This is a genomic window from Legionella sainthelensi (assembly GCF_900637685.1).
In the GTDB taxonomy this organism is placed as follows: Bacteria; Pseudomonadota; Gammaproteobacteria; order Legionellales; family Legionellaceae; genus Legionella; species Legionella sainthelensi.
On record NZ_LR134388.1, the window covers coordinates 2,439,794 to 2,465,465 of the forward strand.

Consider the following 25,672-nt stretch of genomic DNA (forward strand, 5'->3'; position numbering starts at 1 on the left):
ATCACCCCGCATCTTTTAAAAATTGAGGTGAGGTAAAATAAAGATAATCAAAGAAGCAATTTATTATCCTTTTATCATCACTCCCTAAATCCGACCAAGAAATAGTCCTGGTATTTTGGAAATTACTTTTTTTAGCACAGCGTTCCAATAGCTCATGTAATTGATTGTTCGCACTAATAAACGAGGCAAGTGTATCGGTTAAACCCATTACAGTTTTCTCATAAAAATGACCTTGTGCTAATTGATTTAGCATTTCCACCATCATTTCACCTGTAATTACATAACTCATCGCGAATCTACTTGCAAAATGTATTATTTATAAGTTAAGTATAGTAATGAATTTATTAATTTTGTGATGTCAACATTCTTTTTAAGGCGTATTAAGGAAAATCATTATGGCCTGGTTAGTAGCAATTATTGGATCAGTAGCCGGCTTTTTATTCGGGTATGATGAAGGAATCATTGCTGGTTCTTTGGATCTAATTAAAACTCAGTTTAATATGAGTCATACTTCAGTTGGGGTGATGACTTCTGCGCTACCTTTTGGCGCATTATTTGGCTCCATGTTAGTTGGTTCCATATTGGCCTCTAAAGTAGTCAAACATATAGGCCGAAAGAAATGCTTATCTTTTGCGGGAGCTTTGTTTTTTATCGGTGCTTTAGGTGCTACTTTTGCGGAAGCTGAAGGGATATTAATTATTTCTCGGTTTATTCTTGGAATAGCAATAGGTATTGCAGCAGTTACGACTCCACTTTATTTAGCCGAGACAGCCCCAGCCCACTTACGTGGTGCTATGGTAGCTATTTATCAATTAGCGATTACTATAGGGATTGTATGCGCCTACTCTGTCAATTTGCTTTTAATTAATTATGGCTCCTGGCGAGCTATGTTTGCTTCAAGCCTTATCCCATCCACCATTCTAGTTTTTGGCGTTTTATTATTACCAGAGTCCCCACGATGGCTTCTTAGTATCGGCAAACGTGATGAAGCTAAATCAGCTTTGCAAAAACTTCATAAGGAAAACAGTCAGGCTGAGTTCATGGAAATTGAGCAGACATTATCACATGAACCTCCAAAAGGAGATTGGCATGCCTTATTTAGAAAGCCTTTATTGCCTGTTTTGTCTTTAGGCATGATTTTGTTTTGTTTGCAACAACTCAGTGGAATTAATGTCATTATCTATTATGCCCCTGAAATCTTTAAGAATATGGGATTTTCCAGTAGCACTGGACAGATTTTAGCAACAATGGGTATTGGACTTGTAAATATGGTTATCACCATACTAGCCGTATTCTATGTTGATAGAATAGGACGGCGAAAATTATTATTGTTTGGTTTTGCTGGAACTGGTATTAGTCTTGCTGTTCTGGGCTTACTGTCTTATCATCAAGTCAGTTTTCTGGCTTATTTATCTGTTATTTGTTTGACAGTATATATTATTGCTTTTGCCATTAGTCTGGGCCCGATTCCTTATATCGCAATGTCAGAGATTTTTCCATTATACGTACGTGGTGGAGGAATGGGATTATCTTCTATAAGTAATTGGGGATTTAATGGTATTGTCGTGTTTATGTTCCCCATTATGTTTCATGCCTTTGGGGTTGAATATACCTTTTTGATTTATGCGGCTATTTGCTTCGTAGGGTTAATGTACACATATATTTACATGCCTGAGACAAAAAATTTAAGTTTAGAATTTATTGAAGAATATGTTATGAGTGGGAAACCGTTAAGATGGTTGGGGCGTCGTTGATGTAAGTACATGGATTTAAATTATGGCCTACCGAAAATTTTATGAAATTACTAGTTACCATGAAAAAATCAAACGCTTCAGGCCAATTAAGATCGAAGACTGAGTACTTTATTCTCTTATGGTGCGGTTATCATGACATTAAAGTTAAATCATTAGTCATTTAAATAGCATTGTTGGCTATAGTATGGATTATTTCTTGCGTCATTTTATTATCTTAATAGTTACAATCCTTATATTTTTATCCCCTTTAATTCAAGCCAAAGAAGGAGTTTCAACTCCAGAACCACTTTCTGAATATAATGAAAATGATGAGTTACCAGTAGGCTCAGGAACTTTACCGGAATCTAAATCTCAGATGTTAGAAAATTGGTCTAAAACACCCAGTTTAAAAAAGTTGGGAATTGAACCTAAATTAATTTGGGTTAGTGATTTGTTAGGTAACCCCATTGGCGGTGTACCTCATGGTTTCCGTGAATTTGATAATTTATTTTTTGGATTAGATGTTAATCTCGAGAAATTAACGAGTGCACCGAAAACCAAATTTTTTACCTCTATGTCATAGCGATCTGGGACAAGCCTTACAAAGTTGGATATAAAAAACACATTCTTTAGGAGAGAATTCGAAGCATGGCGGTGATTTCAACATCCGAAGACCTCTTTCTTTGCTTTTAATATTTCTTTTTCTAATTGGAAGGGCAATTGATTCGCATAGCGATGAGGCCTTCTACTTCTATCTTGTAACCCTTCTAAACCACTATCTTTATAACGATCAAAAATTTTGTATCCTGTCTTACGAGAAATACCAAATTCTTGGCATAAAGAAGACATTTGTTCGCCATCTAACAATCTTGCTACAAATTTTATCTTTTCATCCACTTTATTACACTCCTGCCAGGGCATTTCTCTTCTCCAGAAATGTCTTTATATATAGCACGCCATTGTTTATTTAATCGTATCGAGCGCTGTCCCTTACGATCCCCTACAAGTGGTTCATCATGCCAACCTGGACGCTTCCGAGTTTCTTCAAGGCCTGATTTATTAACAGCCACCAACCAAGCGCGAAATTTTTCCTGAAGATAAAGTGGCGCCGTTGTTTTAGTTCCAGGAGTTGTAATGATGAACCATCAAATCATGAATTAAATTTACCAAGCCTCATCCATACCATTCATGGTGCTGGTTCTATTGACTTCCACTACTACCATACTGTCAGAAAAATGAGGGAAATAGCAAAAAACGAAGAAGGTGAACTAAGTAAGTATTATATGAGCCAATATATTACTCCTGAACTTTTGCAAAAAGATTTTAATTCTAAGTTCCCTAGAGAAACGAATTTTTAATCCAACTTTTTGAATTTTGGGTTTATGGGGCAAAATCGACACAGACCACCTAAAATAGGGATTATATAGACAAGGCTTCAAAAATTATGGCGTAACAAATTTGTAACAAACTGTAGTATACACCCTAGTTGTTTCAAGCAGCTTTAGGCAGTAATTGCTAATTTTGTTAACTCGCAACCTGCTGATTTTGTTAAATAATTTTCTTGATCAATGTGGCTAAAAACCAGGGGGGTCTGGGGTTAGAATCCTTCCAGGAGTGCCGTTTTTAACTAAATAAAATCAATAAATTAGTTAAAAGCTTGTGTCATAAAGCCAGCTACTGTGGCAAGAACGTGTCGTAAACTCGTTCTGAAGCCATCTTCATAGTTAAAGCTCCATTATAGTAATTTGTTCGCTCTGCTCTAATAAATGTTTACATCTTTTAGCGACAATTACTTGATATTCATTTAAATATTTCATTTTTTTATCATCTACAGCAATACGCTGAATTTCCTCTTGCAAAGCAGTGGCCAGTTTATCAATTAATAGCTTTAACCGTTTAGCTACTAACAACCTTGGCAACTTACATGTATCAGCAAAGTCAGCCAATTGATAAGCATTGACATTATCATCTTCAAATTCATCTCCTAATGCCATTGCCAAATTATGCTCAAATTCAGGATACATTTTTATATTGACTAAATCATAAAATGGTGCCAACGAAATGCCGTCAACTCCGACAAAAAAACTTATATTTTTACCATGAGCGTCACAATTAAATATCAAAACATTAAATAAAACCCAGTCGAGTATTTGTTGCTTGGTTTTTGCTGGGTTCATACATTGATTTGCAAAATCAAATAGTTTAGGCAAACTTACCCCATCTCTAATATGAGCAACATCCCTTCCATTCCCAAAATTTTGTTCATACTTATATTCAGGAGGTAAATTCAATGCCTGACAACCATCTATTAAATGACGTCTTTTTACTGTATTAGTAGTAACCAGTTTCCTATCAAAACGCTCTACCAATAAAGCAGAATGCTGACCAAAATGCAGCATCTGAACATTGGCAACACTCAATGCACAACGTCTAGCAAGTTGCATACTTAGATATTCATTTAAAACTAAATTTGAAAGTTTTTGTGTTTCAAATTTAAGAATATGTGTAGAGCATAAACCACCTTCTCCAAAACCAAGCTCCCCTTTTTTATTTATTACTATATTAATTTTATCCTGCACTCCAGCAACTGAAAGTCGGGGTTTTCCATCCCAAACAATTAAACTATAAGAATCAGGATGATTTAATCGCTCCTCTAATTCTTCATTAGTTATAAGCCGAAAATTAGCTTGGCTAGGAATTGCCTGATTCGATGGCAATATTACTAATGAGCCAGGAATATCCAATCCTAAGGCTCTAATAAGCCCAAATGTATTAGATTTACTTACATGGAAACTATCAATCAAAACTTCTAGAGGTTTTCCTTCAGGTAATAAATTTCGTAGAAATCGTTGTACATTTAATGGTGGGATATCTTCATAAAAAGGCAAGTGTGGTGAAATAGCATACCCTGCCTTTTGCCAATTTTCGCTATAAGTCCAGTACAGCTGATCCTCGATAGGTGTGATATTAGCTATTTGAATTTCTCCTAGATAAACATCCAGGACCTTCTTATCTCCAATCATTTTCCTCCTCATCGCTATCTACCCATGGCTTTATATAAAGATTTATTCCTAAACCAGAGCAAATTTGCAATACACTCGCTAATTGACAGTTCGATTGGCCATGTTCGATTTTCATAAAAGTTTCTTTAGCGACACCGCATAAAGCAGCCGCATCCTCCAATCGTAAATCACTTTGAGTTCGACGTGCTTTAATCACTTCTCCTAGTAATTCTACGGTTAAAGGTTGTAAAAGATTAGGGGTTTTAAATTTTTTAATTCGCTTAGCCATATAATCCTACTGGAATAGACTTATAAAGTATTTCGATTTAAATTTACTATTAATCCTATTATAGTAGGATTAAATTTAAAAAGAACAATATTATTATTTAAAATCCTATCCTAATAGGATTTTAAATATGTACTACTTTACCACTTAAGAACTCTGCGTCCCCCAAAATAGCGATATCATCCTAATTTTAAAGTTTAAACTTTGAATTTTAATGATGACAATATTCAAATAGTCAGCTCAATTCTTACACAAAGAAAATTTTGAGATCTAATTAATTCATACGTAAATTTATTTACCTCGTGCATTAATCTCTTAAAATTTCGTTTTCAAAATTGAGTTCTGTTAAGCCTGCATTTTCTAACTTATATCTCAAATAATTTATTTTATTATGAGGTACCACGAGAATAAATATTTTCTTAGTACGAGTTAAAGCTACATACAATCCTACCGAGTTCGGTATGTACTCCATTTATCATCGCTTTCATATGCCCTTTAGTGCCTGCATATATAAAACTGCTTCAATGCTTTCTACTTTGGTCTGATGGACCGTATCTATTCGTATTCTAGATAAAGTGGAGATATTTTATCATAACCAGATAAAAGTAAACTTGAAAGTTATCGCTTACTCAATTTACAATTTATATTGGAAATAGGCTATAGCCCATATGTATCTCGACATTTTTAAGAATTTCACTAAATTTGTTTTTAATTTCTCTAACCATTCAGCATTTGCATTTAGAGACGATTTAGGTTTACATTAAGATCTGAATGGCCTTAAAAGTTTCTAATAATACCTGAGCAAGATTAGACATGTTTCTGAAGGTCTTTCACTTTGGACTACTTAAGAATAAAGCAAAATATGCTCAAAATCAGCTTCTCCCCTAATTTCATCATCCAGCAAGTTCCTTAGAGACCATTGAATGTATGAAAAATCATGTGCTTGTCACTCGCATCTGGCAAAAAAGATGTGATTCAATTTTATTGGTCAAATGCAATAAATTTTATCATTCCATGCTGGAAAAATGGATACAAACATGGCAAGAGTGAGACTAATTTTTGGGGTTAAAAATCCCCATAAAATTACCTTCCGAAAGATAAATGCTATAGTTAACTAATCATCTGGGAGTTACTTGGCATTTATTTTTCCTTTAAAAAAGGTGGCGAATAAAATCATAGAGGACCTTAAAAATCATGCAATTGAGAATGATGTAGAGGAGGAACAGAATATACTCAAATGTTATCACCTCTATCGAAATGCTCAACTATAGGGAATTGGTATGAAAATAACTTTCTTACACGAGCCAGCAATTCTTTTTTTAATGATGCTCTTTGTTGTTTTTTTTATGCCGCTGCTTTCGCGTCTAATCTATATTCCCAGCATTATAGGATTAATCATAGGGGGAATCATTTTTGGGCCACATGTATTAAATCTTCTTCCCCTAACTCCCACTATTGAATTATTTGCATCCATTGGTGTTATTTACTTGATGTTTACCGTTGGATTAGAAATTAATCTGGATCAATTAATATCAAATCGGGTACGAACTTTTATCTTTTATTTATTAACGTATCTCTTGCCATTAACTTCCGCTCTTTTGATTGGCTGGATTTTTGGATTAGGCATAAATAGCTCAATTTTACTTGGAGCTATTTATGCGTCTTATACTCTGGTTGCTTATCCCATTATCACGGAACTAGGAATTTTAAAAAATGAAGCAGTTGCCATTTCGGTAAGTGCAGTAGTGTTAACAGATATTACAGCACTCATAACGTTAATTGTTTCGCTACACATACATTCAGGAAATACATCCTTTGTGAGTTTGTCTTCATTAGCGCTCGGTCTTATTCTTTATGCTGCTTTTGTTTTGTTATCATTCCCATATATAGCCAAATTATTCTTTCGCTATTCCAAGAGTAAACAATCTGATTTTGCATTTATGTTAGCAAGCTTAGCAATTGCCGTTATTCTTGGTAAAGCGATTGGTATCAATATGATTATCGGCGCATTCCTGGCGGGTCTGGCAATTAATCGGGTTGTTTCGAAAGAAAGTGGTGCCGTAAAACAAACTCTTTTTCTTGGAGAAAGTCTTTTTGTTCCCCTCTTCTTAGTTTCTATTGGAGTAAGACTTAATCCCATGGCTATTTTTTTAAGCTGGAAATCATTAGTTTTGGGGTTATCTCTAACCTTAGCTGTCTACGTTACAAAATTTGTTGCTGCTTGGATAGCCTCTTATTTATTTCGGTATTCGCGCCAGCAAATGATGGTGATGTGGGGATTATCTCAAGCTCAAGCTGCAGCAACACTAGTAATTATTTTAATTGGTATTAATGCTGACCTATTTCCTGAATATTTTTTAAATGGAATTATTCTTATGGTTCTTTTTACTTTGTTTACTTCGCCACTGCTTGTTAAATATTATGGTTCTAGAATAAGGCCAACGGCCAAAATTAACATTCCACTTTTCAAAAGAATTATTACTCCCGTAGAACATAATGAGTTTCCAGATAACGTAATTAACTTTTCCGCAAGACTTGCACGTTACGGAGATGGAAAATTACTCATTTTGAATATTGCTGAAAATGAGTGTGAAATACAGGAGAAACGCGAAAAATTACGAGCAGGCCCAATGAAAGATCCTGATACAGATATTGAGTTAATTAATCAAATAGAAAAAAATATCCCTAAAATTATATTAAATGAGGTGATAGAAAGTGAAACATCCTTTATTATTATGAATTGGTCTCTAGAAGAACATAAACGAGGGCGTATTTTCAGCTCTAATATAGACCATGTCATGTGGACTTCCACCGTACCTGTTGCAGCAGCTTTATTAAAAATGCCTATCAAAGGAATCAAGCGGGTTATCACTGTAATTGGCGCTCATGCAGTTGGCGTTAAATTTAATGAGCAATACTTGGATGTGATCGTAGATATCAGCAAAGCCTTAGCATTACCATTAACTATCATGACTACAAACTATTACCATAATAAACTCAATTCAAAATTTGAAAAAATAAAAAACTCAGACATCCAGTTTATTAAAATTAATGATGATATCATTGAGGCTGTTTCGGAGATGGCTGAAGAGAATGATTTAATTATTATTCCATCTATGAATCATCAAAAGCGGTTTGATACCAATAAAAATCATATCCCGTATGGGTTAATGCAACACACTGAAAGTTCATTAATAATGATACACTTACCTAAATAATTCTACTAAAACAGTACCCATTGGCTCGGTAGTTAGCGAAGAAACTTGAAAGACGTTCATTAAACAAACATCTCTCCAATCAGAAATGAACTGAAAAAATCAGAGACCGTTGATATCAACCACAGGTCGTTGGGAAGCAGTTTGGGAGCCTATTAATTGCAGGTACCAAGAAAAAAGATATTAAGTTTTCCTACTTCCATCCATGATTATAAATTATTATTGAAGGAAAAATTCTTCGCTATCTTACTATAATGGAGAAATGACAAATATTGACATCCGAATATCTAGCTGTTCAACTTGTTTAATTGAAACAGAAACATTATATAAATTATATGTGATTTTTTTATTATCCAGGAGAATAAAGATTAATAAAATGGATGGAAAGAAATGTCCGAAAAACTAGTACTTTTATTTTCCCTAATTTTGCTGATAGGTTTTGTCTGTCAGTGGATTGCTTCGCGTCTTAAAGTACCCGCAATAATTTTTTTACTTATTAGTGGAATCTTTATCGGCTCCCAAATACACTGGCTCGCACTCAACAAGCAATTAAATAATCTATTGTTTCCTTTTGTCTCCTTTTCAGTAGCAGTGATTTTGTTCGAAGGCAGTATGACATTAAAGTTTTCCAAAATCAGAGGAGTAGGTTCTGTAATTCGTAATTTAATTAGTTTGGGAGCTATTACTACATTTTTATTGGTTGCCACAGCAACTCATCTGTTAATGAAATTCTCCTGGGGAATTTCATTTCTCTTTGCTGCACTCATGGTTGTCACTGGCCCGACGGTTATTGCACCCATGTTAAGAATTTTGCGCCCTAATGCCAATATTGCTAATGTTTTACAATGGGAAGGAATTTTAATTGATCCCATTGGGGCTATTTTAGCAGTATTAGTCTTTGAATTTATTATTTCAAATACACTATCGGGGGGATTTATTTCTGGAGTTTTTACCTTTGGAAAAATAATTTTAATTGGTGCTTCTCTTGGATTTATTGGTGGCATGTCCTTGGGGATAGCTTTTAAAAAATATTGGATACCTCAAGACCTCCAGAACTTTGCAGTGTTAAGTTGTATCAGTGTTATTTATGCAAGCTCTAATTATATTATTTCTGAATCTGGGTTACTTAGTGTAACTATGATGGGGCTGTCTCTAGCTAATATTAAAGGCATCGAATTAGATGAGATCTTGAATTTCAAGGAAAATTTGAGCTTAGTTCTCCTGTCTATATTATTCCTTATTTTGGCAGCACAAATTGACTTATCCTCATTTTTTGTTTTAGGGTATCCTGCTATTCTATTATTTTTGGTAATACAATTTATAATCCGACCCCTGAATGTTTATTTATCATCTTTAGGCTCTTCATTAACAATCCCGGAACGGCATATGATTGCCTGGATTGCGCCTCGAGGTATTGTTGCTGCAGCCATATCTGCGTTATTTGCAATGCGCTTAGGAAACTTAGGTTATGCTGATGCATCAAAACTTGCTCCCTTAACATTTTTTATGATTATTGGCACCATCACATTGCAAAGTCTTACAGCTAAAACAATCGCTCTAAAATTAAAAGTAGCCGAACCTGAGCCTCAAGGATTTCTTATTATTGGTGCGAATAAAGTCGCTCAAGCAATTGCAACACAATTGCAGGAAAGTAATTTTTACGTCTGCTTAGTTGATGAGGAGTGGTCTGCTCTGAGTGATGCAAAAATGAAAGGATTAATAACTATTTGGGGAAATCCAATTTCTCAACATGTTGAAAATAACCTTAACTTACTTAAAATTAAACACTTGCTAATCCTTAGTCCGTATTTAGAATTAAATATTCTTGCAGCGAAGCATTATCGTTATTTTTTTTCAGAACGAGAAATTTTTGCAATACAAACTGTCCTTCCTCAAGACGGACAAATAGAGGAAAAATTTTATTTCAAACACAGTGGCAGAAATCTTTTTACACAAGATGTTACTTATCAATATTTAGAAAATTTGTTAACTTTAGGCGCTAAAATAAAAACGACATTACTCACAGAACAGTTTTCATACGAACAATATTTGAAAAGCGAAACAAATATTATCAGCACTCCTTTATTTGCAATTGATCCTAAAGGCTACATCTATGTTTTTTCAAATCAAATTACATTTACTCCGGGTAACGGGTGGAAAATAATAGGAATATCATATAGCCAAACTAGACCTAGCGCTCAACTTGCGCCTTGATGCAAGATTTTTGATGAAAAATAGATTTTTATTATAGCAATCTTCAAGTATGGCCACGAACAAAATGTACTAATAAATAATAGGGTTCTTACTACTGTTCCTAATCAAAATAAAAGAATACAAAATAATTGTTTGTGTAATTTGGTATACTATCCGAAATATACCTCAATAATATTTTGTGTACCCTCCAAATCAACCAATATCAGCTCAGCATGAGGATAGCGCATTTGAATGGCTTCCAATTGCTCCAGGTTCATTTTATTTAATTCTTTAATCGTTAAAGAGACCTTAGCCACATTTTTCGGTAGTGACTTAAAACAAGCATCAAATCACTCTGCACTCTTTATCCAAAAGCCATTCTGCTTTAAATCAAGGGTACTCACCCATTGCGGAATGAGGACAAGTAACATCATGTCCAACGACACTGTTAATTAACTTTATAGCTGCTCGTGTGTATATCAATAATTAAGATTAGGACTTGTTGACAATTGCCCCGCCACCTAAGTACCGCGGGTTGTCTCTGAGAGATGGTCTCAATCAGCTTCGGCTTACGATAAAACTCCTACGGAATACCAAGCTCTTTCGACACGATAATGATCAAAAACGAGCTATATAGGCATGGTAGTTCCTTTTGAACTCATCACTTTCCTGGTATTTTATTAAAGCATTGTTAATACTTTGCAATAAAGCTAAATCATCCTTACTAACGGCTATGCCTAAACCAAAGCCGTAACTAAATGATGGACCAAGTACTGTAAATTTTTGTGCAGAGTGTGATTGCCAATAAAGTGCCGTAGGTTCATCCATTAGACCCAAATCAATCTTGTCTCGATTTAATGCTTCAATTAAGTTATTTGAATTTGTATAAGAAATAATTATTGGTTTTATTACTTCCATTTTATGGATAAAATCAGGAAAAACAGAACCCTCGGTAATACCAATCCTTCGATTGTTCAGCAGATTTAGACCAAATGCTTGATTCGCTAGCTGTTTAGGACCAACAAAACGTGCCTTACTTAATAAATAGGGAGTTGAAAAGTTCACTATCTTCGATCTTTCTGCCGTGATAGTAATTGAACTAGTGGCTACATCCACCTTTTTTACACTCACATCATGAAGCATTTTATCAAAACGAGTGGGAATAAATTGACACGGACGCTTTATCGTTTTGCAAATGTATTCCATCATTGAAACATCGTATCCATAAAGTTGATTGTTAGCCCCTCGCATAACAAATGGGGGATTAACTGGGTCAACCGCAACTCTAAGTGGCTCGCTTTGAGCTCGAAGTGGTTGAACAATGACAATACAAACAGAGAGTAGAAAATAAATATGTTTCATTTTATCAATCCAAGTTTTATTTACCAAAAGGATATATGGTTATGATTTAATTGAAAACGATTAATTAAATACATCATTTGATAATCTGTGCGGCCCTAATAATTTTCACTTTCGTTTGACGCTTATCGCACATTGTAGAAGTAGCAATAGCAGGTGCACAAATTTTTTATATTATAAAATAGAAAAAGCATTTCAGCCGCTCAAAGAGCGATATTAGGGGTGAATCATTTAAGTTCAATAATTAAAACACAGCCTGAAGAGGCTTTGTTTCTTAGCAACAGCTGTAAATGCATCTGACAAAGAATGTTTTTCAACTCCATGATGTTGAAACAACGAATAAGAAAAGACTAGAGTCAGCTAGGAGCCAGGGGAATTGGGTTCAAATCCTTGCAGCGGGCCATTTTTAAGGGGTTTATTCTGAAAAAATCAGTTACAAATTATACTGGCTCTAACCCCTTTCCCGGGACACTACTTAAGAACACAAAATTTTAGCTCTTAACCCCTGGTTTTCAAAATTGATAACCCTATAAGCACAACATTGAATCAGCTTAATTTTTTTGCAATAGAGCAACAATTGATTTTATTTTAATAATTTTGTTTGAAATACAAACATAAATGAATTAATATTTAACTAAATTGATCAAATTGCGTGCAATCGTGGGAAAGAAAAAACCAATGTGGCAAGTATTGTCTGATATGGGTTTCGATAGTGTTGCTGTCCCTATTTTTAAAGTAGCACAGCGGCTCGAAGAATTAAGTGAAACAAACCCTAAACAGGCAATTAAATCTGGAGAAGAATACTTAGCCCATAAAACACATAAAAAAATACAGAATATGTTCAAAAAATACAGAGCATTGTGGATCACTTAAAAATGAACCACGGCAAACAGATGAAAGGTGATTTACATAAATTTAAGGAGGAACAACCCTCGAACTATGACAATGATAGCCAATTTAAAATATCTCAAGAATCATATAGACCAGGTTTATTTGTTCCAAAGATTGATCTAAAGGATAGAATCCGTTCAAAAAAGAAAGTCAAATCAGATGACTTTTCAATATTGACTCACTCCTTTCAAAAAAAATCTCTCGATTTATTAGATCAAACCATCATAGCTTTTCCAAAAGAATTTGTTAGCAATTTAGTATGCTTACTTCCAGAAAATTTTATTGAACATGAGATTCTTGCCCAATTACAGGCAAAGATAAAATTAGATAAAACCGTTGAAGATGACCAAGAAACCTTTGGGGTTGCTTTTACACAAGTAAAAGAAAAACTTAAAAAAAATGGTGTGGACATTGCTATTAAAGAAAGATGTTACGATCTCTATAAAAACACCTTAGAGGGAGTTACTCAATTATTTAATGATTTAGCGAATGACATATTACAACAAGAATACCCTTTTATTTCTTCTCATGAGTTAAATATCCTACAAAAATTTTATACAGACCTTTCAAAAAACGAACCTTGGAAGTCAGATAACGAGTTACTCAAATCAGTATGTATTCAGCGAGGGATAGCATTGATTTATAATAATAAAGCACGAGAAATAATAGAACCTGAGGTGGAAAAAACAATTAATGCACTTTGTGCCAAAAAGAAATTAGATGAACTAGAGTATATTATAAAAGACAACGCTATAGCAGTGTTCTCTACGGGGGGAATAGCCTCTGGAAAAAGTACCTCGCTTAAACTCGTGGCACAGGTTCTTGAAAATGGTCCCTCCGTTCCTATTTTATGGAATCAATTAGTGCATCAAAATACTGATAGACTAAGATCCTTTCTGCTCCAGCCGCAAGATCCAAAGAGATACTCTCAGTATACATATGATGAAGCTAAGATGATTACAGACAGAACAATGAAGCTTATTGCAAAAAAAGGCCTTCAATCAGGTGGGTATCCCCATTTTCTTCTTGATCAAACTCAGTTAAAACCTGCTGAGCTTAAAGAAGCGAATGAACGTTATGGAAAAATAATTGTTGTTGCTGTTTCGACCGATGTATCCGTCTCCCTTGAGCGAGCGGCTCAACGGGGTGAGAAAACACGTCGATTTGAACATACAGAGGCCCTTCTGTATTCTCATCAGGCAGTTCCTGGAGCAATGATAAGATCGTTGAGTCAACAGGAATTGATAGGATCGGATATAGAGGTGACCATGTTCGATCAAACTAAGGATAAGGAACAGGCCTTGTTTGCTACAATTAATATGAAAAATCAAGAGATTATTATTTATAATGAGCAAATGATGCAAGACTGGATAAAAAAACAAACGATTAATCCTAAAGCCAAACCAAATGAAGCACTGTATACTGGTGAGGAGGTTCGTTCAATTGAAGAATATTTCAGCCCATTAATTGAGCAAAATTTTAGTCTTATTATGAGTGAACCAAATGAAGATATAGAATTACAAATTAGATCTTATTAAAATATTTTAATAATGCCTTATGGGGAGTGCATGATGTCAAAAGAAAAAGTTAATGATTCAAAAAACAAGGGAAAATGGACACAATGGTCTTTTATTGAAACGTCTCAAAAGATATTAAAATCGGATGAAGGAAAAAAATTACCAGCGAGAAAAAAAAGATAGACAGTTACGATAATATGATAGAAGCGGAAGAGAGTGTTAATGTAAACGCAGCGCAGCAGCCATTACCCAAGCCCTAAATTTAATCGATTACCAAAAGCCGAGAAATGATATTAGATGGCCTTCATCTCTCCCACTAAAGCAGTCGCAAGTTCGCGTGGGGTTCACAAAAATTAGAGATTTTAGCCCAGAAATGATCAATACAAATCTAAGTGAAGACATCAAATGCTTTTAGTTTATAATCAGCAAGAAGTAATGAACGACATGGTTCTGGCAATGAAATCGGAACCATAATCCGAACGAAGTCCAAAATTATTTCTCATAATCCATAATAAACCCAACAGAGTTTTTTAGCTTCTAAAGCCGTCGATAAACCGACTAGATAACGTTTCAATTTCTCTAAAAGAAATATTTCTGGCGTGTTTTTGTCTGTGTATTGAATGCATGTGTTGGGCTTCATATTTTGTTCTCCATGTGTTTTTCCATAGATTAATTATCCACAGACACGAAAACCAAATTAGCCACTAAATTATAGATAAGAAATTGTGCGCATTATCCACAACCAATTACTTGAGTCTGATGAACTATATCTTGGAATTCAATACTGAGGATTTGTTGGACTTAAGACAATTCAAACACCTGAAATTAAAGATAAAGAGTGTAATGAAAATTTGATTGCCATTTTTTGTGTGCAATCTTATGATCTTATTTTATTTAGGTCATCTATTGCAGATTGATTAAAGTTTAGAATGCCCACTTTTATGGTGTAACCATGGTGATTTGCAACGAATTTTGTCCCTTGTATTGTTGGTGACGAATACAATTATCAAGTAGAATCGATTATAATCACGCAATTATCTTAAAAGGGACAATTTATGCTTTTTGATCCAAAGCCCTTAATGGCTTTAGGACAAATCTTCTTGATTCGATTTTATTCCGTCTTGGATAAAAATTGATGGTTTACTTCAACACTAAATTGCACCGCAGAATCCCTGCGAATCTTCATGGAGTCATGGAGTACTATCCCGATGTTGAGCTGTTTGAACTGGATCAAGCTGAATATACCCAATTGTGGCAAAAGGCGTCTTCTGCAAAATATCTTTATACGAATGGCTATGAAATAAGACCAACAAACTGGTTTATGTATGCTTTTCAATCAATTAAAGGTTGGTTAGGTTTTAGTAACAATTGCCATCCACAAAAAGTCTCGTTCATTTTAAATAAACTTGCTTATTATGGGTATGTAAAACAATTTAAGCAGCCGGATTTTTCATCAATAAAATACGGGTCTTTGTCATCTGAAATCTGTGCCTTGGTCATTAACAAGCGCAATGATGAAACTACCGCTCAGTTACAAAAGAAGTTAATAACTGAATATTTTAATGTTGAGCCTTATCTTAGCTTTAATGAGTCACACCAAAGACTGTACTCCACTCATCATTATGGAGAGAGCTGGATAAGATTGAACTTGTGGGAGCTTATACCTCAATTAGATCCTCAAGACGACAGTATAATCGCGGATACTTTAAATGCTTTAGATAAAAATCAAACATTAATAGAAAGCTTTTTACCTAACAGTAAATATGCTCATTCAGCAGCACAGTATTATTTGGGCAAAGCTAAAAATATTCAAGAGCCGTCATTGCTTTTACGATTGTTTTGGAAAGATCCTCGTCCTGATTATCTTGAGCGAGCGCTGGTTTATGATCCTGAAATTGCCAGGCAAGATACTGAGAATTACGTTAAGCATTATTTGAAACAAAGGAAATACCAAGATGCATTTAACTTATTGGAAATTTTGATACCAAACAACTCTAAATTAGTTCTAAAATATTTGTTAGAGATTCCAGAAATAGAGCGCAATGAACTCATTCAAAAAGACTCACCAATGGCAGCCATCATAGCTCAATTTTACATTGATAACATGCGCTATAAGAGCGCAAAACAGTTTTATACCAATATCGAAGTGCTCAGTCCAATTGCCGCATTTAATCTCGAAATTGAAGAACATAATTATATGCATGCCTATGCTATTTACAAAAGACATGCTTGTTTTCAACATTTTTCATCGCCTAAACGAAAAGAGCTTGCTGATCAATTCTTCATAGATGCCGAAACGGCATATAAACACGGAAAGCCTCTTAGAGATGATAAACAATGGCATAAAGCAGAGCAGTACTATCTTCAAAGTTTGGAGCTAAAAAAAGCCGCTTATGCTCTCCACCCTTCTGAGGAAAACATTGAAAATGTATATACGCATAAGCGATTGTATGCTTTATTATTAATTGATGCAGATAGAGATCTTCATAAACCAGAAGAAAGTGATATGAAATCAATTCACCAAGCGCTCTTGCTACTTAGAGAATGTAATTCGAATATAAAGGAAGAACAAACTTATCACAAACATGCTCTTATCACTGGTTTAATGCGTCAAGTAGATATGCTAAGAGAAAAAATTGCAATGAAGTATTCAGATCACTCTTTCATCAACGATCATAAAATCAAACACCAAAAATCAATCTCTGCTTTTATCAAAATATTGAAAGAGATAATTAGTTTATTAGAAGGAACTAGAGATAAACCTCTGCGCATTCAACTAGGTAAAGCACATTACTTACTTGCCGATGTACAAGATTTTTTAATATTAATAGTCCTAATATAAATCAGCATTATAAAATGGCTATGGAAGCTGTTCCGGATAATCCATTTTATTTACTACGTGTTTCAGAAATATTTCAAGAAGGAAAAGAAAAATATCAACAACGCGGCATTTCCAAATTAAAACAAATGGGATATCAAGCAATAGATTACGTGCACTGGTTTGACGAACGTTGGGTTAAACGAGATAAGATAATTTATGATATAAAAGATATTCATGAACCTCCTTTAAAATCAAAACACAGTGCTGAACTTACCTTTTCATTTTTTTAACATCGTTCAAAATGATTGAACTTATTGCCCGGTTCCAAGTACCAATTTAGGCTAAAAAATTCATGGAGAGGTTATCGCGCTAAACCTCTGTAAAAAATCATCCATACTGCCAGCCAGAGGCTTGCTGTAAATAGCTAAGACGATCACCAGAAGATGGAATTTTTCCTTCGCTTATTGAATCTTCAATCGTATAATCCATATATAAATGATCATGTTTATCTAACATTTCTCTTTCGGGTGTGGCTTCTCTAAGCGGACATCCTTTGTTGGGTGTAGGGATGGTATTAAAGAATTTATATCTATTGCTGTAGTTAATCTCATCTGTATACACAGAATTACTCGTTTCAGTTGAATATCCGTAATCAAGAGACTCGTAGTTTTTAATTGAACCATTAGGACGAGTACTAATATCTATAATACGTGGATCCCAAGCATCAACTTCCCATAAGGAATAATCAATCTCCCCGAGTAATTTAATTTTTATTTCCAGGTATACATGATCAAACTTCATTGAGCTAACGATACGAATTCTTGCAAGAGCATTTTGACGTTCAATTTCTTTACCAATTTCTACGAGAAGAAAATCTGCTAACTCATGACAATTTCCTAAACCAACGTGTCTCAGGAGATCATGCCTATACATATACTCATCTTCACGAGTATTAATAAGGGGATCGCGAACATTATTAGAGAAATAATTATTCTCTTTAATTTCACGGTGAAACTTTTTATAACCACTCAATTGATTATTGATCGTTAATTGGTTTCTAGTATAAAAAATTGCTTGGGTACATATATTGACAAAATCTTTTCTTGCTAAAAGCATGTTATTCCTTCCAAATAACAAGGCCGGCATTTTATCATTTAGATAATTAAGATATCATTAAGGGATTCATTTAAACACAATACTTTCTTACTTTGACGTAATATTCACTCACAGATAAAATAAATTAACCTGTAATTTCAGGACATTATTTCATGAAATTATAGAATAAAATCAACAACGATGCTAAATTTGGCGCACCTTGTGGATTTTATGAAGGACACCGATGTTGAATGTAGAGGAATTGAAGTTTATTGAATTGGTATTACAGCAATTTCAACAGTTTTTAGAATCTTACGAACCAACCCCCATTACGAATTACCCCAGTCTGAGAGATGCTGTAGCCATCAAAGAGTTAGTTGAATCGTGTACGAAACTGAAAGAGTTAATGAAACACCCTGAAACGTTTAAAACACAGTTTCTAAATTATTTTCATCAACGACAAAATCTTTTGGCCAATACGGCATTAAGTTTCACTGCCTTACCATTGGGCTCAGCAAATCAAATCTATTGGAAATTAGTTCAGTATCTCTTCCAACCCCAAACGTTAAGCGAGATGTTGGCTATTATTATGCCTCATGTGAAAGGAGTTCGAAGTATCGGAGTAAAAGAACGAGTTCCATCCCATATGAGTATGGACGATTTTGTCCAAAAACCACCTTTTTTCATACAAGAGCAATCCTTGGCAGAGTATCCTTTGGCTCAAAATGCTTGTCCAGATCATTTAGGCTCTTACATCGTTGTTGATGATTATCTGTTTTTTCTGGAGGAAATTGCTTCACAACCTTTTCATTATCATCAACAAATATATATGCTTTTAAAAGAACAATACCCTGAGCTAGCCGCTAAAATTTATTCTCATAGCCATAACTGGGAAGTATTGGAACAGGATATATTACTTTCTTTCGGCCAAAGTCCAAGAGAAGCTCTGTCTGCTTTATGCAAAGGATTGATTTTAGGAGGAGAACGAATTACAGGGCAATTATATGCTGGTGAAAGTGCCCAGCAAGCATGTAAACGATTTACTATTTATTGGAATCATCTTTCTTCTGAATTCAAACAACAACTAAATCAACTTAAAGATGCCCATGGAGCCTCGCTATCAGAAATTTTGCATATATTGTTAGATAAAGGTGGGTGTGTTGAAACTGCTGCGGGTCAATTAAAAAGTCTTTTAGAGCGTCCTGAAAATACCGAACTTTTAGATATTGCCTGCCATATTCCGCCTGAAAAAAAAGCTGCTATTGCATTAAAGTATAATCCTGAGCGTAACCCACAAGGTATTTTTACCGATGGCCAAGAGGTAGTAGATGCACTACCTGAACCTTATCTTAGCCAATCTTTAGCACAAATAAATCTTCATAATCTTGATGATTTTCTTAGTTTGCTTATTAAATTTCCTACTAATTTTTATGCTACGTTGCTTTCGTCCATTCAATTTAAAGAGAACCATCTTTTTGAAGAGCTAAGAGTATTGACTGAAGAACATATTTTATCTCCAGAACAAGCTACTGCTCTAAATGATGCGATAGAAAATCATTTGTTGAATCTCAATGCTGTATTAATTCATGCCATTACTACAGACAAATCTGCTTTATTTGAGGAAAAATTAACCGCGCTCTCACTTGAAGATGCAAAAAAAGTACTGGAAGCACATGATCTGCGAGGTGAGACCTTACTACATCGATTAGCATCAAAACCAGAGTTCCTTCGTGTTGTTTTAAAGCTATATAGCGCTCCTGAAGAGCGAATGCGCTTATTGCACCTACCTGGAAGACTTGGTCAAACATTAGTGCATCGAGCGATACATAACCTTCCTGCTTTGCAAATTCTTTTAAGTGCATGCCCAACTGATGAATTTAAACTAAAGCTCTTTACCTGTAACCAAAGTATGAAACCTATCCTGCTTGAAGCTGCCAGGTCTCCTGAGGCTGTAACTGCATTAATGCACTCCTTCTCCGACCCAGAAAATAGCTTAAAAGCAATTCAAACTCCATTATATAAGGGAGAACCTCTCTTACACCTTGATGATATTTTAACTCGCCCCCAATGCATACGAGCCATTTTAAATGCATTGCCTTCGCAACTTGTGCCTAAAGCGATCGGCTCCAAGTCTGTGCAAGATCAAGATGCGTTCCAAAAAGCCATCAAGGACCCTCATCGTTATAAAGAAGCAGTCGATATTTTATTACATGCTCTTGAACCAGGTAAACGATGGTCTTTTTTACTCATTCATTGCATATCCGAAATCTTACCACCTCAAAGTGAACTAAATGGAGGATTGCGATGGGATGCAATGACAATCAAAGCATTTAATGAAATGAAGCGACTGATGGAAAATAACCTGCTATCTCCGGAAACAATACAATCATGGAAAGACGCATTTATGGAAGTGCCCACAGAAAAAAGCGCACCGTCTTATAACTTTTTTACTATAAATCAACAGGATGTTTTGAACAAGATCCTGGAGGTTATTCGATGTTTTGCATCGGAATCACATGTTCAATTAGAGGAGCAGATTAGCCTAAGCTCTAGATAATATAACAACACCTATCAACATAGCCTAAGTAAAATGAATGTCATCTTCGGCACTGCGAAATCTCTACTTAGGCTATACTGCCCGCATCTTATACTAAGTGAATTACTACCCTTCCCGCATTTTTACTGCAAATTGTATCCGGTGCGTTGCTTATTATTTATTTTTAAAAATTAATAGGAAATATGGCACATAACATGATCGTTATGATCGCTATCAGGTTTGTGACAACTAATAATTTTCAGATCTACGTTCGGCAACTTGATCGTGGGATTCAAAGGCCTGAACTGTCACCTGACTCTAGATTTTTTTCAAAAAAAACTCATCCTCAAACGTTCCTTTAGGCTCATTTTGATTGAAATCTTTTGGTGAGGTCTTATTACGGCTAAAAAAGAAATTTTTACCAAAATCTCGAAGAATTGCAAACCTGTTTTTTCTTTCAGGAATCAATATTTCCTGTTGGAAGTTAATTTGTTGTTCTTCAAAAAATGTTTGAATCTCTTTGTGCGCTATTTTATAAGTTTGTTCCAATGCGCCAGTGGCACATAGTTTCTGAATCTCAAGCGCCTTGTCAAATGAAATAGACTTAATCAACTCAGGGAACACAAATTGCAATGAGTCAAACTCCGGCCTGAAATCACCACTTTTATGATTGATAATTTGCAAAGTATTATGTTCATCAAAAAAAACATTTCCTGCAGTGATACAAGAAGCATCGAACACTCTGTGAGCTCCTGTCATCTGCCAATGTGCTGGAATAATACCATTAGGACATCCCTCATGAGCAAATACAAGCTCACCATTTGTTCTTAACAAAAAGCGAAGAACTTTATAAACCTTACCCCCGCAAATTTCCTTGTGACAAGTTTTATCTTTAAGTAATTTATTAATCTTGTTAGGTTTTACTACAAGTGGGGAGCTATTTTCATAATGTCTGATTGTACCTGTCATTAAAATAGGTCGTTTAATATAGTCTTGGTTAAATAACTCAGATAACATGTAAAACCCTAAAAGAACAAAATTTAGGCTATTTTACAGGGTAAATATTAAATAAATATTAAAGTACGACTAAACAAAGAATTAAGGCATTAAATGGTAAAATCATATTAATTGCCTCCACACTTTTTGATGCTCTGAAAGCCTTAATAACCCTTAAATCAGTTGATTATACGCTGATATTTTGCAGTTTGATTGTGACCGAAAATTACAGCTTAAAGACGTGGAGAGATGCTTAATTATCGTATTACAACTATAATCATTTTGAATCAGCAGGAAATTGATTAATTTTTAGAGATAACTATACACAAGGACGAGATTCGCAGAGATTTTGCAACTGATCCACGGTTCCTCCGCATCACTGCAATCGCTATTTTTGTTGGAGGGCTTAGCACGGTTACTGCCTGCTGCTCCATTTAATTAACTTGTTTACCAATCTTTTTTTCTTTTGGCATAAAAATAACCGACTTTGAATTTATTATACTCGAACACTGATCATATTCGCGCACTATCTCCTTATCACCACCGGATTTAACTCTGGCGTCTCAACCTCACTTTTTAAATCACGCATCTTATTTCTGAAATCTGCAGTATTGGCAGCATTGGATAATACAGATTCTGCTTCAACTGTAGTGGGTTTTTTAACGGTTTCATCACGCACTTGAGCCCCTGATATATCTTGAGAGTCTGGTTCCGAGGCGCGAAAGTGTTTCGTTAATCGGGTAAGTTGGCTTTTGCTTTGATATTTTCGTTCCAAAGCAGCAGCAGTCACAATCTCCGTTCGTTTATTATTAAAGACGTTGTCTAAATCCTTTTGTTGTGTTGAACCAAGCGTCACTAGCGCTGTTTTTAATTCTGGGTTCTCATATATATTTTGCAGCTGTTGATTCAATAACTCTCTATGATTCAGAACTTCCTTGGGATCCATGTTATCAAAAGTAACCTTAAGATAGCTAATTGCCTCAATTGCCTTTTTAAATATACGTTCAGCTTCTTTATTATTTTCTTGAATGCTTTTTATGGCATTCTTAAAATATGGAAAAGCTTTTCCTTCCCAGTGACGCAAACGAGCCTCCTTGTCAGCAGATGTCTTATTAATTCCAGATCCAGCGGCTTTAATGTTCCCTAATTCAACTGATGCCACTTTCCCATTTTTATTCATTAGATCTGCCTCCATACTTTTTATGATATTACTCCAGCCTTGGTGAAGCGCATGATTCATGATGATGTCACGTGTTTGTTGATCTTGAATACCATTTGGGATTAGGTTTTCTTTCTCCAGCAGGCTTTTTATCGCGATTTTACATAAGGTTCTGAATTTCTTGATTTGATTATATAATTCCTCGTAATCCTTTGATCTTACCGGCTCTTTATTTAAGGCATTTATTTCCTTAAGATCCAGGGTGTCTGGAGCTCGTTTAATCAAATCGGATATGATTTTTTCGAGATCAGGGCTATCTTGAATTAATTCTCTATATTTTCTTTCACAAAAATTAATAACTTGTTGCGAACATTTATTATAAGTTTTTTGATCTAAACATTCAAAAGCGGAAGATGTGGCGGTAACATTTTCATCGAGTAGTTGGGCTTTAATATAGTCTCTTTTTCGATGAGCGTCCATAATAGCTCGTACCTGATCTTGCCATTTTAAACGTAATGCCGCTAACCTCTGCCACTCATCTTGTTTTGCAGTATAATTATCATCTTTCTCTTTAATGAAAGAAGGAGTAGTTAAGACTTGAAGTACTTGCTTCCAGTCTTTACCTTCTGCTACTGGTTCTATTGAGCATAAACCGGATTTTTTCGCCTCTTCAAATTGGGCATACGATTTATGCAGAAGATCCTTGGTTATAGTGATGCTTTCTTTTTCATTTTCTTCCACAACATCCATATCAAAATTATGGCCGGGGTTACTACAAATAAGTAAGTACAGATGAGATTCCGGAGAGTCATTTATTTCTCTTTTTATGGGGCGGTGAGCATCAGGATGACCTATCGCACGGTGTCTTGTAATCGCGGATATTGTTCTTAAATCGTTATCAGTTAATGTGGTGGGAATATCTTTAACCTGATTTTTAAAATGGTTATTTAAAGTTGCTAAGTTTTGATTCGGTGTTTCTGGTTCATTTACTGTTTTTGGACCATATATTATGTTGTAAGTACCCGATTTAGAAACATAGATGAATTGGCTTGGAGTGAGGATATAGCCTGCATTTGAGTCAGCAGGAAGTAGCTTTTTTGTTTCCTCTGAGTCAAAATAATTTTTTGTACTTTTGATTAAAATACAAGATTCTTTGTTTTCTTTAATTTTAGGTAACTGGATCTCTTTAATTTCGCCTTCCTCTACCGTGAAATGATTTAATATATCGTGACAATATTGATTAGCTAAAGTTGATTGTTGTTCTGAAGCGGCACTTATCGTTTGTGGTGTTGTGATTTTGAGGGAAATAAGATTACCTGATGGGGCTTTATAGAACAAACCGGGTGTTGGACTTTTTTGATTGGCTGTTTTTAAATCTTTAACAAAGATATAACAATCCTTTTTCTCTGCTTTTTCAGCAGTTGTCTGGTCATTTACAACATATACTTTTCTATCACTGTGATTTACCTTGTCGTAATAATGCAGCGTAACTGACTGTAATTCCTCGTTATCGACTTTCGTTAAAAGATTATTTAATTCTGTAGTCCATATAACTGCTCCAGCTTGCATATTCTGAAATAAGAACGCATGTACGTTATCTTGACCTTTTATTCGCTTTCCTTCTTGTTCTTCTCTTTTTTCTACACTAACTGCTAAATCTTCTGAAAAAGCTTGCCACATGTAAACATAAGGATTTGGTTTATGTGGTGCCTGACCTTTTGGTGGTGCGGGTATCCATGGGTATCCAAAATTTAAACCATCAAACAATCCAACAATGGTGCCCTCTAATACAGTTAGTCCTTGTTTTTCTGCCAACTTAATAGCTACTCTTTGATGAATTTTAGACCAAAACGCGACCCCATCCACTTCATCTAACTGGTACGTTTTTGAAAAAGCTTTTATCTCTTTAAGAAACTTTCTTAATTGATCAGTTGCTTCCAAAAAACTCTTCAATGCTTTATCGCTATCAGATAACTCTTCTTTTGTTTTACCAGCAACTTTCTGGTTAAATTCCTCTCGTTCCCTCTCCGTCTCAGGTATATTGACACCGCCTACATTCTTTAATGTAACAAATCCATCTAAAAACTCATTTCCATATTTCCTCATCACTTCCAATGACTCAATATCTTCAGTGATTTTTTCTATTTTTTATTTAACTCTTTTTCATTCGTTTTCTTTTTTTCTAGGAATTCTTCCCATTTTTTTTCTCATTCTCAGTTTGCTCTATACCCTTTTCAAGATATTTTTGAACATCAGCACGTACGCTATTATTACTCTTTAAATCATCCTTTGCGTTTTGTATCCCCTGACTTTTTTTCTCTATTATTGTTTCTACCAAGGTTTTTATGTTGGACTCTTGAGTTAAATTTTTAAAATATTCCTCTTTTCTTTCCTTGAGCGTTTCTTTGAGTGCATCTATTCTTTGTTGAACTACGACTTTATCCTTTTTAAATTTTGCTATATCAAATTTCCAATCGTCAGTGTTTATTTTGCTTTGCATCATGTGTACCTACAGCACCTGCCTTTTGAGATTACATTATGTCCACATTAGAAATAAATTATCCAATTAGTTGTTTTTATAAATCATATGAATTATTTAAATACATATCGATCTAAGTGCACTTAGATTAGGTATTCAATCTTAAAAAATGCAGTTGAATCATAGCTAAAGACGGTTAATGTGATGAGTTATCAGAAGCCGTGAGGATCGGCTCCTCTAGATAGGATTTCAGTTAAATCGAGATAAAATCCATCATTTTTGTACCATTTTATCTCAAACAAATATTGAATATTGGGCAGAATTTTTCCATTTACCAAAAACAGACTCTGAACAATTCATAGTTCATTTTACACATTCACGTTCTGTTCA

The 25,672-nt window shown here is 34.7% G+C and carries 20 protein-coding genes; 10 read left to right on the forward strand and 10 right to left on the reverse strand.

All coding sequences use genetic code 11. The features are described from left to right. Position 1: 1 nt before the first annotated feature. Positions 2-289, reverse strand: coding sequence for a hypothetical protein (locus tag EL220_RS10815; protein ID WP_027271849.1), 288 nt, complete (start codon positions 287-289; stop codon positions 2-4). Between the two features lie 106 nt (positions 290-395). Between EL220_RS10815 and EL220_RS10820 the strand changes: the two genes are divergently transcribed. Next, complete coding sequence (locus tag EL220_RS10820) at positions 396-1,754, forward strand: sugar porter family MFS transporter (RefSeq protein WP_027271848.1); 1,359 nt, start codon at positions 396-398, stop codon at positions 1,752-1,754. A 196-nt stretch (positions 1,755-1,950) separates the two neighbouring features. After that, a complete protein-coding gene (locus EL220_RS10825; RefSeq protein WP_128130890.1) occupies positions 1,951-2,316 on the forward strand; it encodes a hypothetical protein in 366 nt (121 codons plus the stop codon). Positions 2,317-2,393: 77 nt separating this feature from the next. On the opposite strand, the gene EL220_RS19800 is transcribed toward EL220_RS10825, so the two are convergent. From EL220_RS19800 to EL220_RS10850, 3 genes are all read right to left on the reverse strand, one after another. Then, positions 2,394-2,654: a helix-turn-helix domain-containing protein gene (locus EL220_RS19800; protein WP_058390695.1), complete on the reverse strand. Its 261-nt coding sequence runs from the start codon at positions 2,652-2,654 to the stop codon at positions 2,394-2,396. 803 nt (positions 2,655-3,457) lie between these two features. Continuing rightward, a complete protein-coding gene (locus EL220_RS10845; RefSeq protein ID WP_027271844.1) occupies positions 3,458-4,756 on the reverse strand; it encodes a HipA domain-containing protein in 1,299 nt (432 codons plus the stop codon). Continuing rightward, entirely contained in the window at positions 4,743-5,024 is a 282-nt protein-coding gene (locus tag EL220_RS10850) for a helix-turn-helix domain-containing protein (protein ID WP_027271843.1), read from the reverse strand. The genes EL220_RS10845 and EL220_RS10850 overlap by 14 nt, the downstream gene beginning before the upstream one ends. A 1,277-nt stretch (positions 5,025-6,301) precedes the next feature. On the opposite strand from EL220_RS10850, the gene EL220_RS10855 reads away from it, so the two are divergent. Together EL220_RS10855 and EL220_RS10860 are read left to right on the forward strand one after the other, a co-directional pair. Beyond that, positions 6,302-8,239, forward strand: a complete 1,938-nt coding sequence (locus tag EL220_RS10855) for a cation:proton antiporter (RefSeq protein WP_027271842.1) — start codon at positions 6,302-6,304, stop codon at positions 8,237-8,239. Positions 8,240-8,626: 387 nt separating this feature from the next. After that, positions 8,627-10,450, forward strand: a complete 1,824-nt coding sequence (locus EL220_RS10860) for a cation:proton antiporter (protein ID WP_027271841.1) — start codon at positions 8,627-8,629, stop codon at positions 10,448-10,450. A 597-nt stretch (positions 10,451-11,047) separates the two neighbouring features. On the opposite strand, the gene EL220_RS10865 is transcribed toward EL220_RS10860, so the two are convergent. Next, positions 11,048-11,791, reverse strand: a complete 744-nt coding sequence (locus EL220_RS10865) for a transporter substrate-binding domain-containing protein (protein ID WP_027271840.1) — start codon at positions 11,789-11,791, stop codon at positions 11,048-11,050. Positions 11,792-12,466: 675 nt separating this feature from the next. Between EL220_RS10865 and EL220_RS19805 the strand changes: the two genes are divergently transcribed. Genes EL220_RS19805 through EL220_RS19580 form a run of 3 tightly spaced genes read left to right on the forward strand, consistent with a single transcriptional unit; the run spans position 12,467 to position 14,379 of the window. Next, positions 12,467-12,661 carry a hypothetical protein gene (locus EL220_RS19805; RefSeq protein WP_232002390.1) on the forward strand — a complete coding sequence of 65 codons (195 nt, stop codon included), beginning with the start codon at positions 12,467-12,469 and terminating at the stop codon, positions 12,659-12,661. A gap of 2 nt (positions 12,662-12,663) precedes the next feature. Then, a complete protein-coding gene (locus tag EL220_RS10870) occupies positions 12,664-14,217 on the forward strand; it encodes a zeta toxin family protein (protein WP_232002391.1) in 1,554 nt (517 codons plus the stop codon). A gap of 30 nt (positions 14,218-14,247) precedes the next feature. Continuing rightward, complete coding sequence (locus tag EL220_RS19580) at positions 14,248-14,379, forward strand: hypothetical protein (RefSeq protein WP_269470991.1); 132 nt, start codon at positions 14,248-14,250, stop codon at positions 14,377-14,379. A 316-nt stretch (positions 14,380-14,695) separates the two neighbouring features. On the opposite strand, the gene EL220_RS18200 is transcribed toward EL220_RS19580, so the two are convergent. Further along, positions 14,696-14,836, reverse strand: a complete 141-nt coding sequence (locus EL220_RS18200; protein WP_155833974.1) for a hypothetical protein — start codon at positions 14,834-14,836, stop codon at positions 14,696-14,698. Positions 14,837-15,331: 495 nt separating this feature from the next. Between EL220_RS18200 and EL220_RS10880 the strand changes: the two genes are divergently transcribed. Together EL220_RS10880 and EL220_RS19000 are read left to right on the forward strand one after the other, a co-directional pair. Further along, on the forward strand, positions 15,332-17,038 hold the full coding sequence (locus EL220_RS10880; RefSeq protein WP_232002392.1) for a hypothetical protein: 1,707 nt from the start codon (positions 15,332-15,334) through the stop codon (positions 17,036-17,038). Positions 17,039-17,052: 14 nt separating this feature from the next. Continuing rightward, positions 17,053-17,307 carry a hypothetical protein gene (locus tag EL220_RS19000; RefSeq protein ID WP_232002393.1) on the forward strand — a complete coding sequence of 85 codons (255 nt, stop codon included), beginning with the start codon at positions 17,053-17,055 and terminating at the stop codon, positions 17,305-17,307. A 97-nt stretch (positions 17,308-17,404) separates the two neighbouring features. Here EL220_RS19000 and EL220_RS10885 read toward each other — a convergent pair whose 3' ends face one another. Continuing rightward, complete coding sequence (locus tag EL220_RS10885) at positions 17,405-18,133, reverse strand: hypothetical protein (RefSeq protein WP_027271836.1); 729 nt, start codon at positions 18,131-18,133, stop codon at positions 17,405-17,407. A gap of 223 nt (positions 18,134-18,356) precedes the next feature. On the opposite strand from EL220_RS10885, the gene EL220_RS10890 reads away from it, so the two are divergent. Continuing rightward, positions 18,357-20,669 (forward strand): hypothetical protein, encoded by a 2,313-nt coding sequence (locus EL220_RS10890; RefSeq protein WP_027271835.1) that lies wholly within the window; start codon positions 18,357-18,359, stop codon positions 20,667-20,669. Positions 20,670-20,966: 297 nt separating this feature from the next. Here the strand turns inward: EL220_RS10890 and EL220_RS10895 are convergent, their stop codons facing one another. From EL220_RS10895 to EL220_RS19005, 3 genes are all read right to left on the reverse strand, one after another. Beyond that, positions 20,967-21,665, reverse strand: coding sequence for a hypothetical protein (locus EL220_RS10895; RefSeq protein ID WP_051544758.1), 699 nt, complete (start codon positions 21,663-21,665; stop codon positions 20,967-20,969). 505 nt (positions 21,666-22,170) lie between these two features. Then, positions 22,171-24,912 carry a hypothetical protein gene (locus EL220_RS10900; protein WP_232002394.1) on the reverse strand — a complete coding sequence of 914 codons (2,742 nt, stop codon included), beginning with the start codon at positions 24,910-24,912 and terminating at the stop codon, positions 22,171-22,173. A gap of 73 nt (positions 24,913-24,985) precedes the next feature. Further along, on the reverse strand, positions 24,986-25,306 hold the full coding sequence (locus EL220_RS19005; protein ID WP_232002395.1) for a hypothetical protein: 321 nt from the start codon (positions 25,304-25,306) through the stop codon (positions 24,986-24,988). Between the last annotated feature and the right edge of the window lie 366 nt (positions 25,307-25,672).

What these genes read in the sequence shown, in the direction of transcription:
- EL220_RS10815 (WP_027271849.1), bottom strand. Translation starts at nt 289, where the DNA reads ATGAGTTATGTAATTACAGGTGAAATGATGGTGGAAATGCTAAATCAA.
- EL220_RS10820 (WP_027271848.1), top strand. Translation starts at nt 396, where the DNA reads ATGGCCTGGTTAGTAGCAATTATTGGATCAGTAGCCGGCTTTTTATTC.
- EL220_RS19800 (WP_058390695.1), bottom strand. Translation starts at nt 2,654, where the DNA reads ATGCCCTGGCAGGAGTGTAATAAAGTGGATGAAAAGATAAAATTTGTA.
- EL220_RS10845 (WP_027271844.1), bottom strand. Translation starts at nt 4,756, where the DNA reads ATGATTGGAGATAAGAAGGTCCTGGATGTTTATCTAGGAGAAATTCAA.
- EL220_RS10850 (WP_027271843.1), bottom strand. Translation starts at nt 5,024, where the DNA reads ATGGCTAAGCGAATTAAAAAATTTAAAACCCCTAATCTTTTACAACCT.
- EL220_RS10855 (WP_027271842.1), top strand. Translation starts at nt 6,302, where the DNA reads ATGAAAATAACTTTCTTACACGAGCCAGCAATTCTTTTTTTAATGATG.
- EL220_RS10860 (WP_027271841.1), top strand. Translation starts at nt 8,627, where the DNA reads ATGTCCGAAAAACTAGTACTTTTATTTTCCCTAATTTTGCTGATAGGT.
- EL220_RS10865 (WP_027271840.1), bottom strand. Translation starts at nt 11,791, where the DNA reads ATGAAACATATTTATTTTCTACTCTCTGTTTGTATTGTCATTGTTCAA.
- EL220_RS19805 (WP_232002390.1), top strand. Translation starts at nt 12,467, where the DNA reads ATGTGGCAAGTATTGTCTGATATGGGTTTCGATAGTGTTGCTGTCCCT.
- EL220_RS10870 (WP_232002391.1), top strand. Translation starts at nt 12,664, where the DNA reads ATGAACCACGGCAAACAGATGAAAGGTGATTTACATAAATTTAAGGAG.
- EL220_RS19580 (WP_269470991.1), top strand. Translation starts at nt 14,248, where the DNA reads ATGATGTCAAAAGAAAAAGTTAATGATTCAAAAAACAAGGGAAAATGG.
- EL220_RS18200 (WP_155833974.1), bottom strand. Translation starts at nt 14,836, where the DNA reads ATGAAGCCCAACACATGCATTCAATACACAGACAAAAACACGCCAGAA.
- EL220_RS10880 (WP_232002392.1), top strand. Translation starts at nt 15,332, where the DNA reads ATGGTTTACTTCAACACTAAATTGCACCGCAGAATCCCTGCGAATCTT.
- EL220_RS19000 (WP_232002393.1), top strand. Translation starts at nt 17,053, where the DNA reads ATGGCTATGGAAGCTGTTCCGGATAATCCATTTTATTTACTACGTGTT.
- EL220_RS10885 (WP_027271836.1), bottom strand. Translation starts at nt 18,133, where the DNA reads ATGCTTTTAGCAAGAAAAGATTTTGTCAATATATGTACCCAAGCAATT.
- EL220_RS10890 (WP_027271835.1), top strand. Translation starts at nt 18,357, where the DNA reads ATGTTGAATGTAGAGGAATTGAAGTTTATTGAATTGGTATTACAGCAA.
- EL220_RS10895 (WP_051544758.1), bottom strand. Translation starts at nt 21,665, where the DNA reads ATGTTATCTGAGTTATTTAACCAAGACTATATTAAACGACCTATTTTA.
- EL220_RS19005 (WP_232002395.1), bottom strand. Translation starts at nt 25,306, where the DNA reads ATGATGCAAAGCAAAATAAACACTGACGATTGGAAATTTGATATAGCA.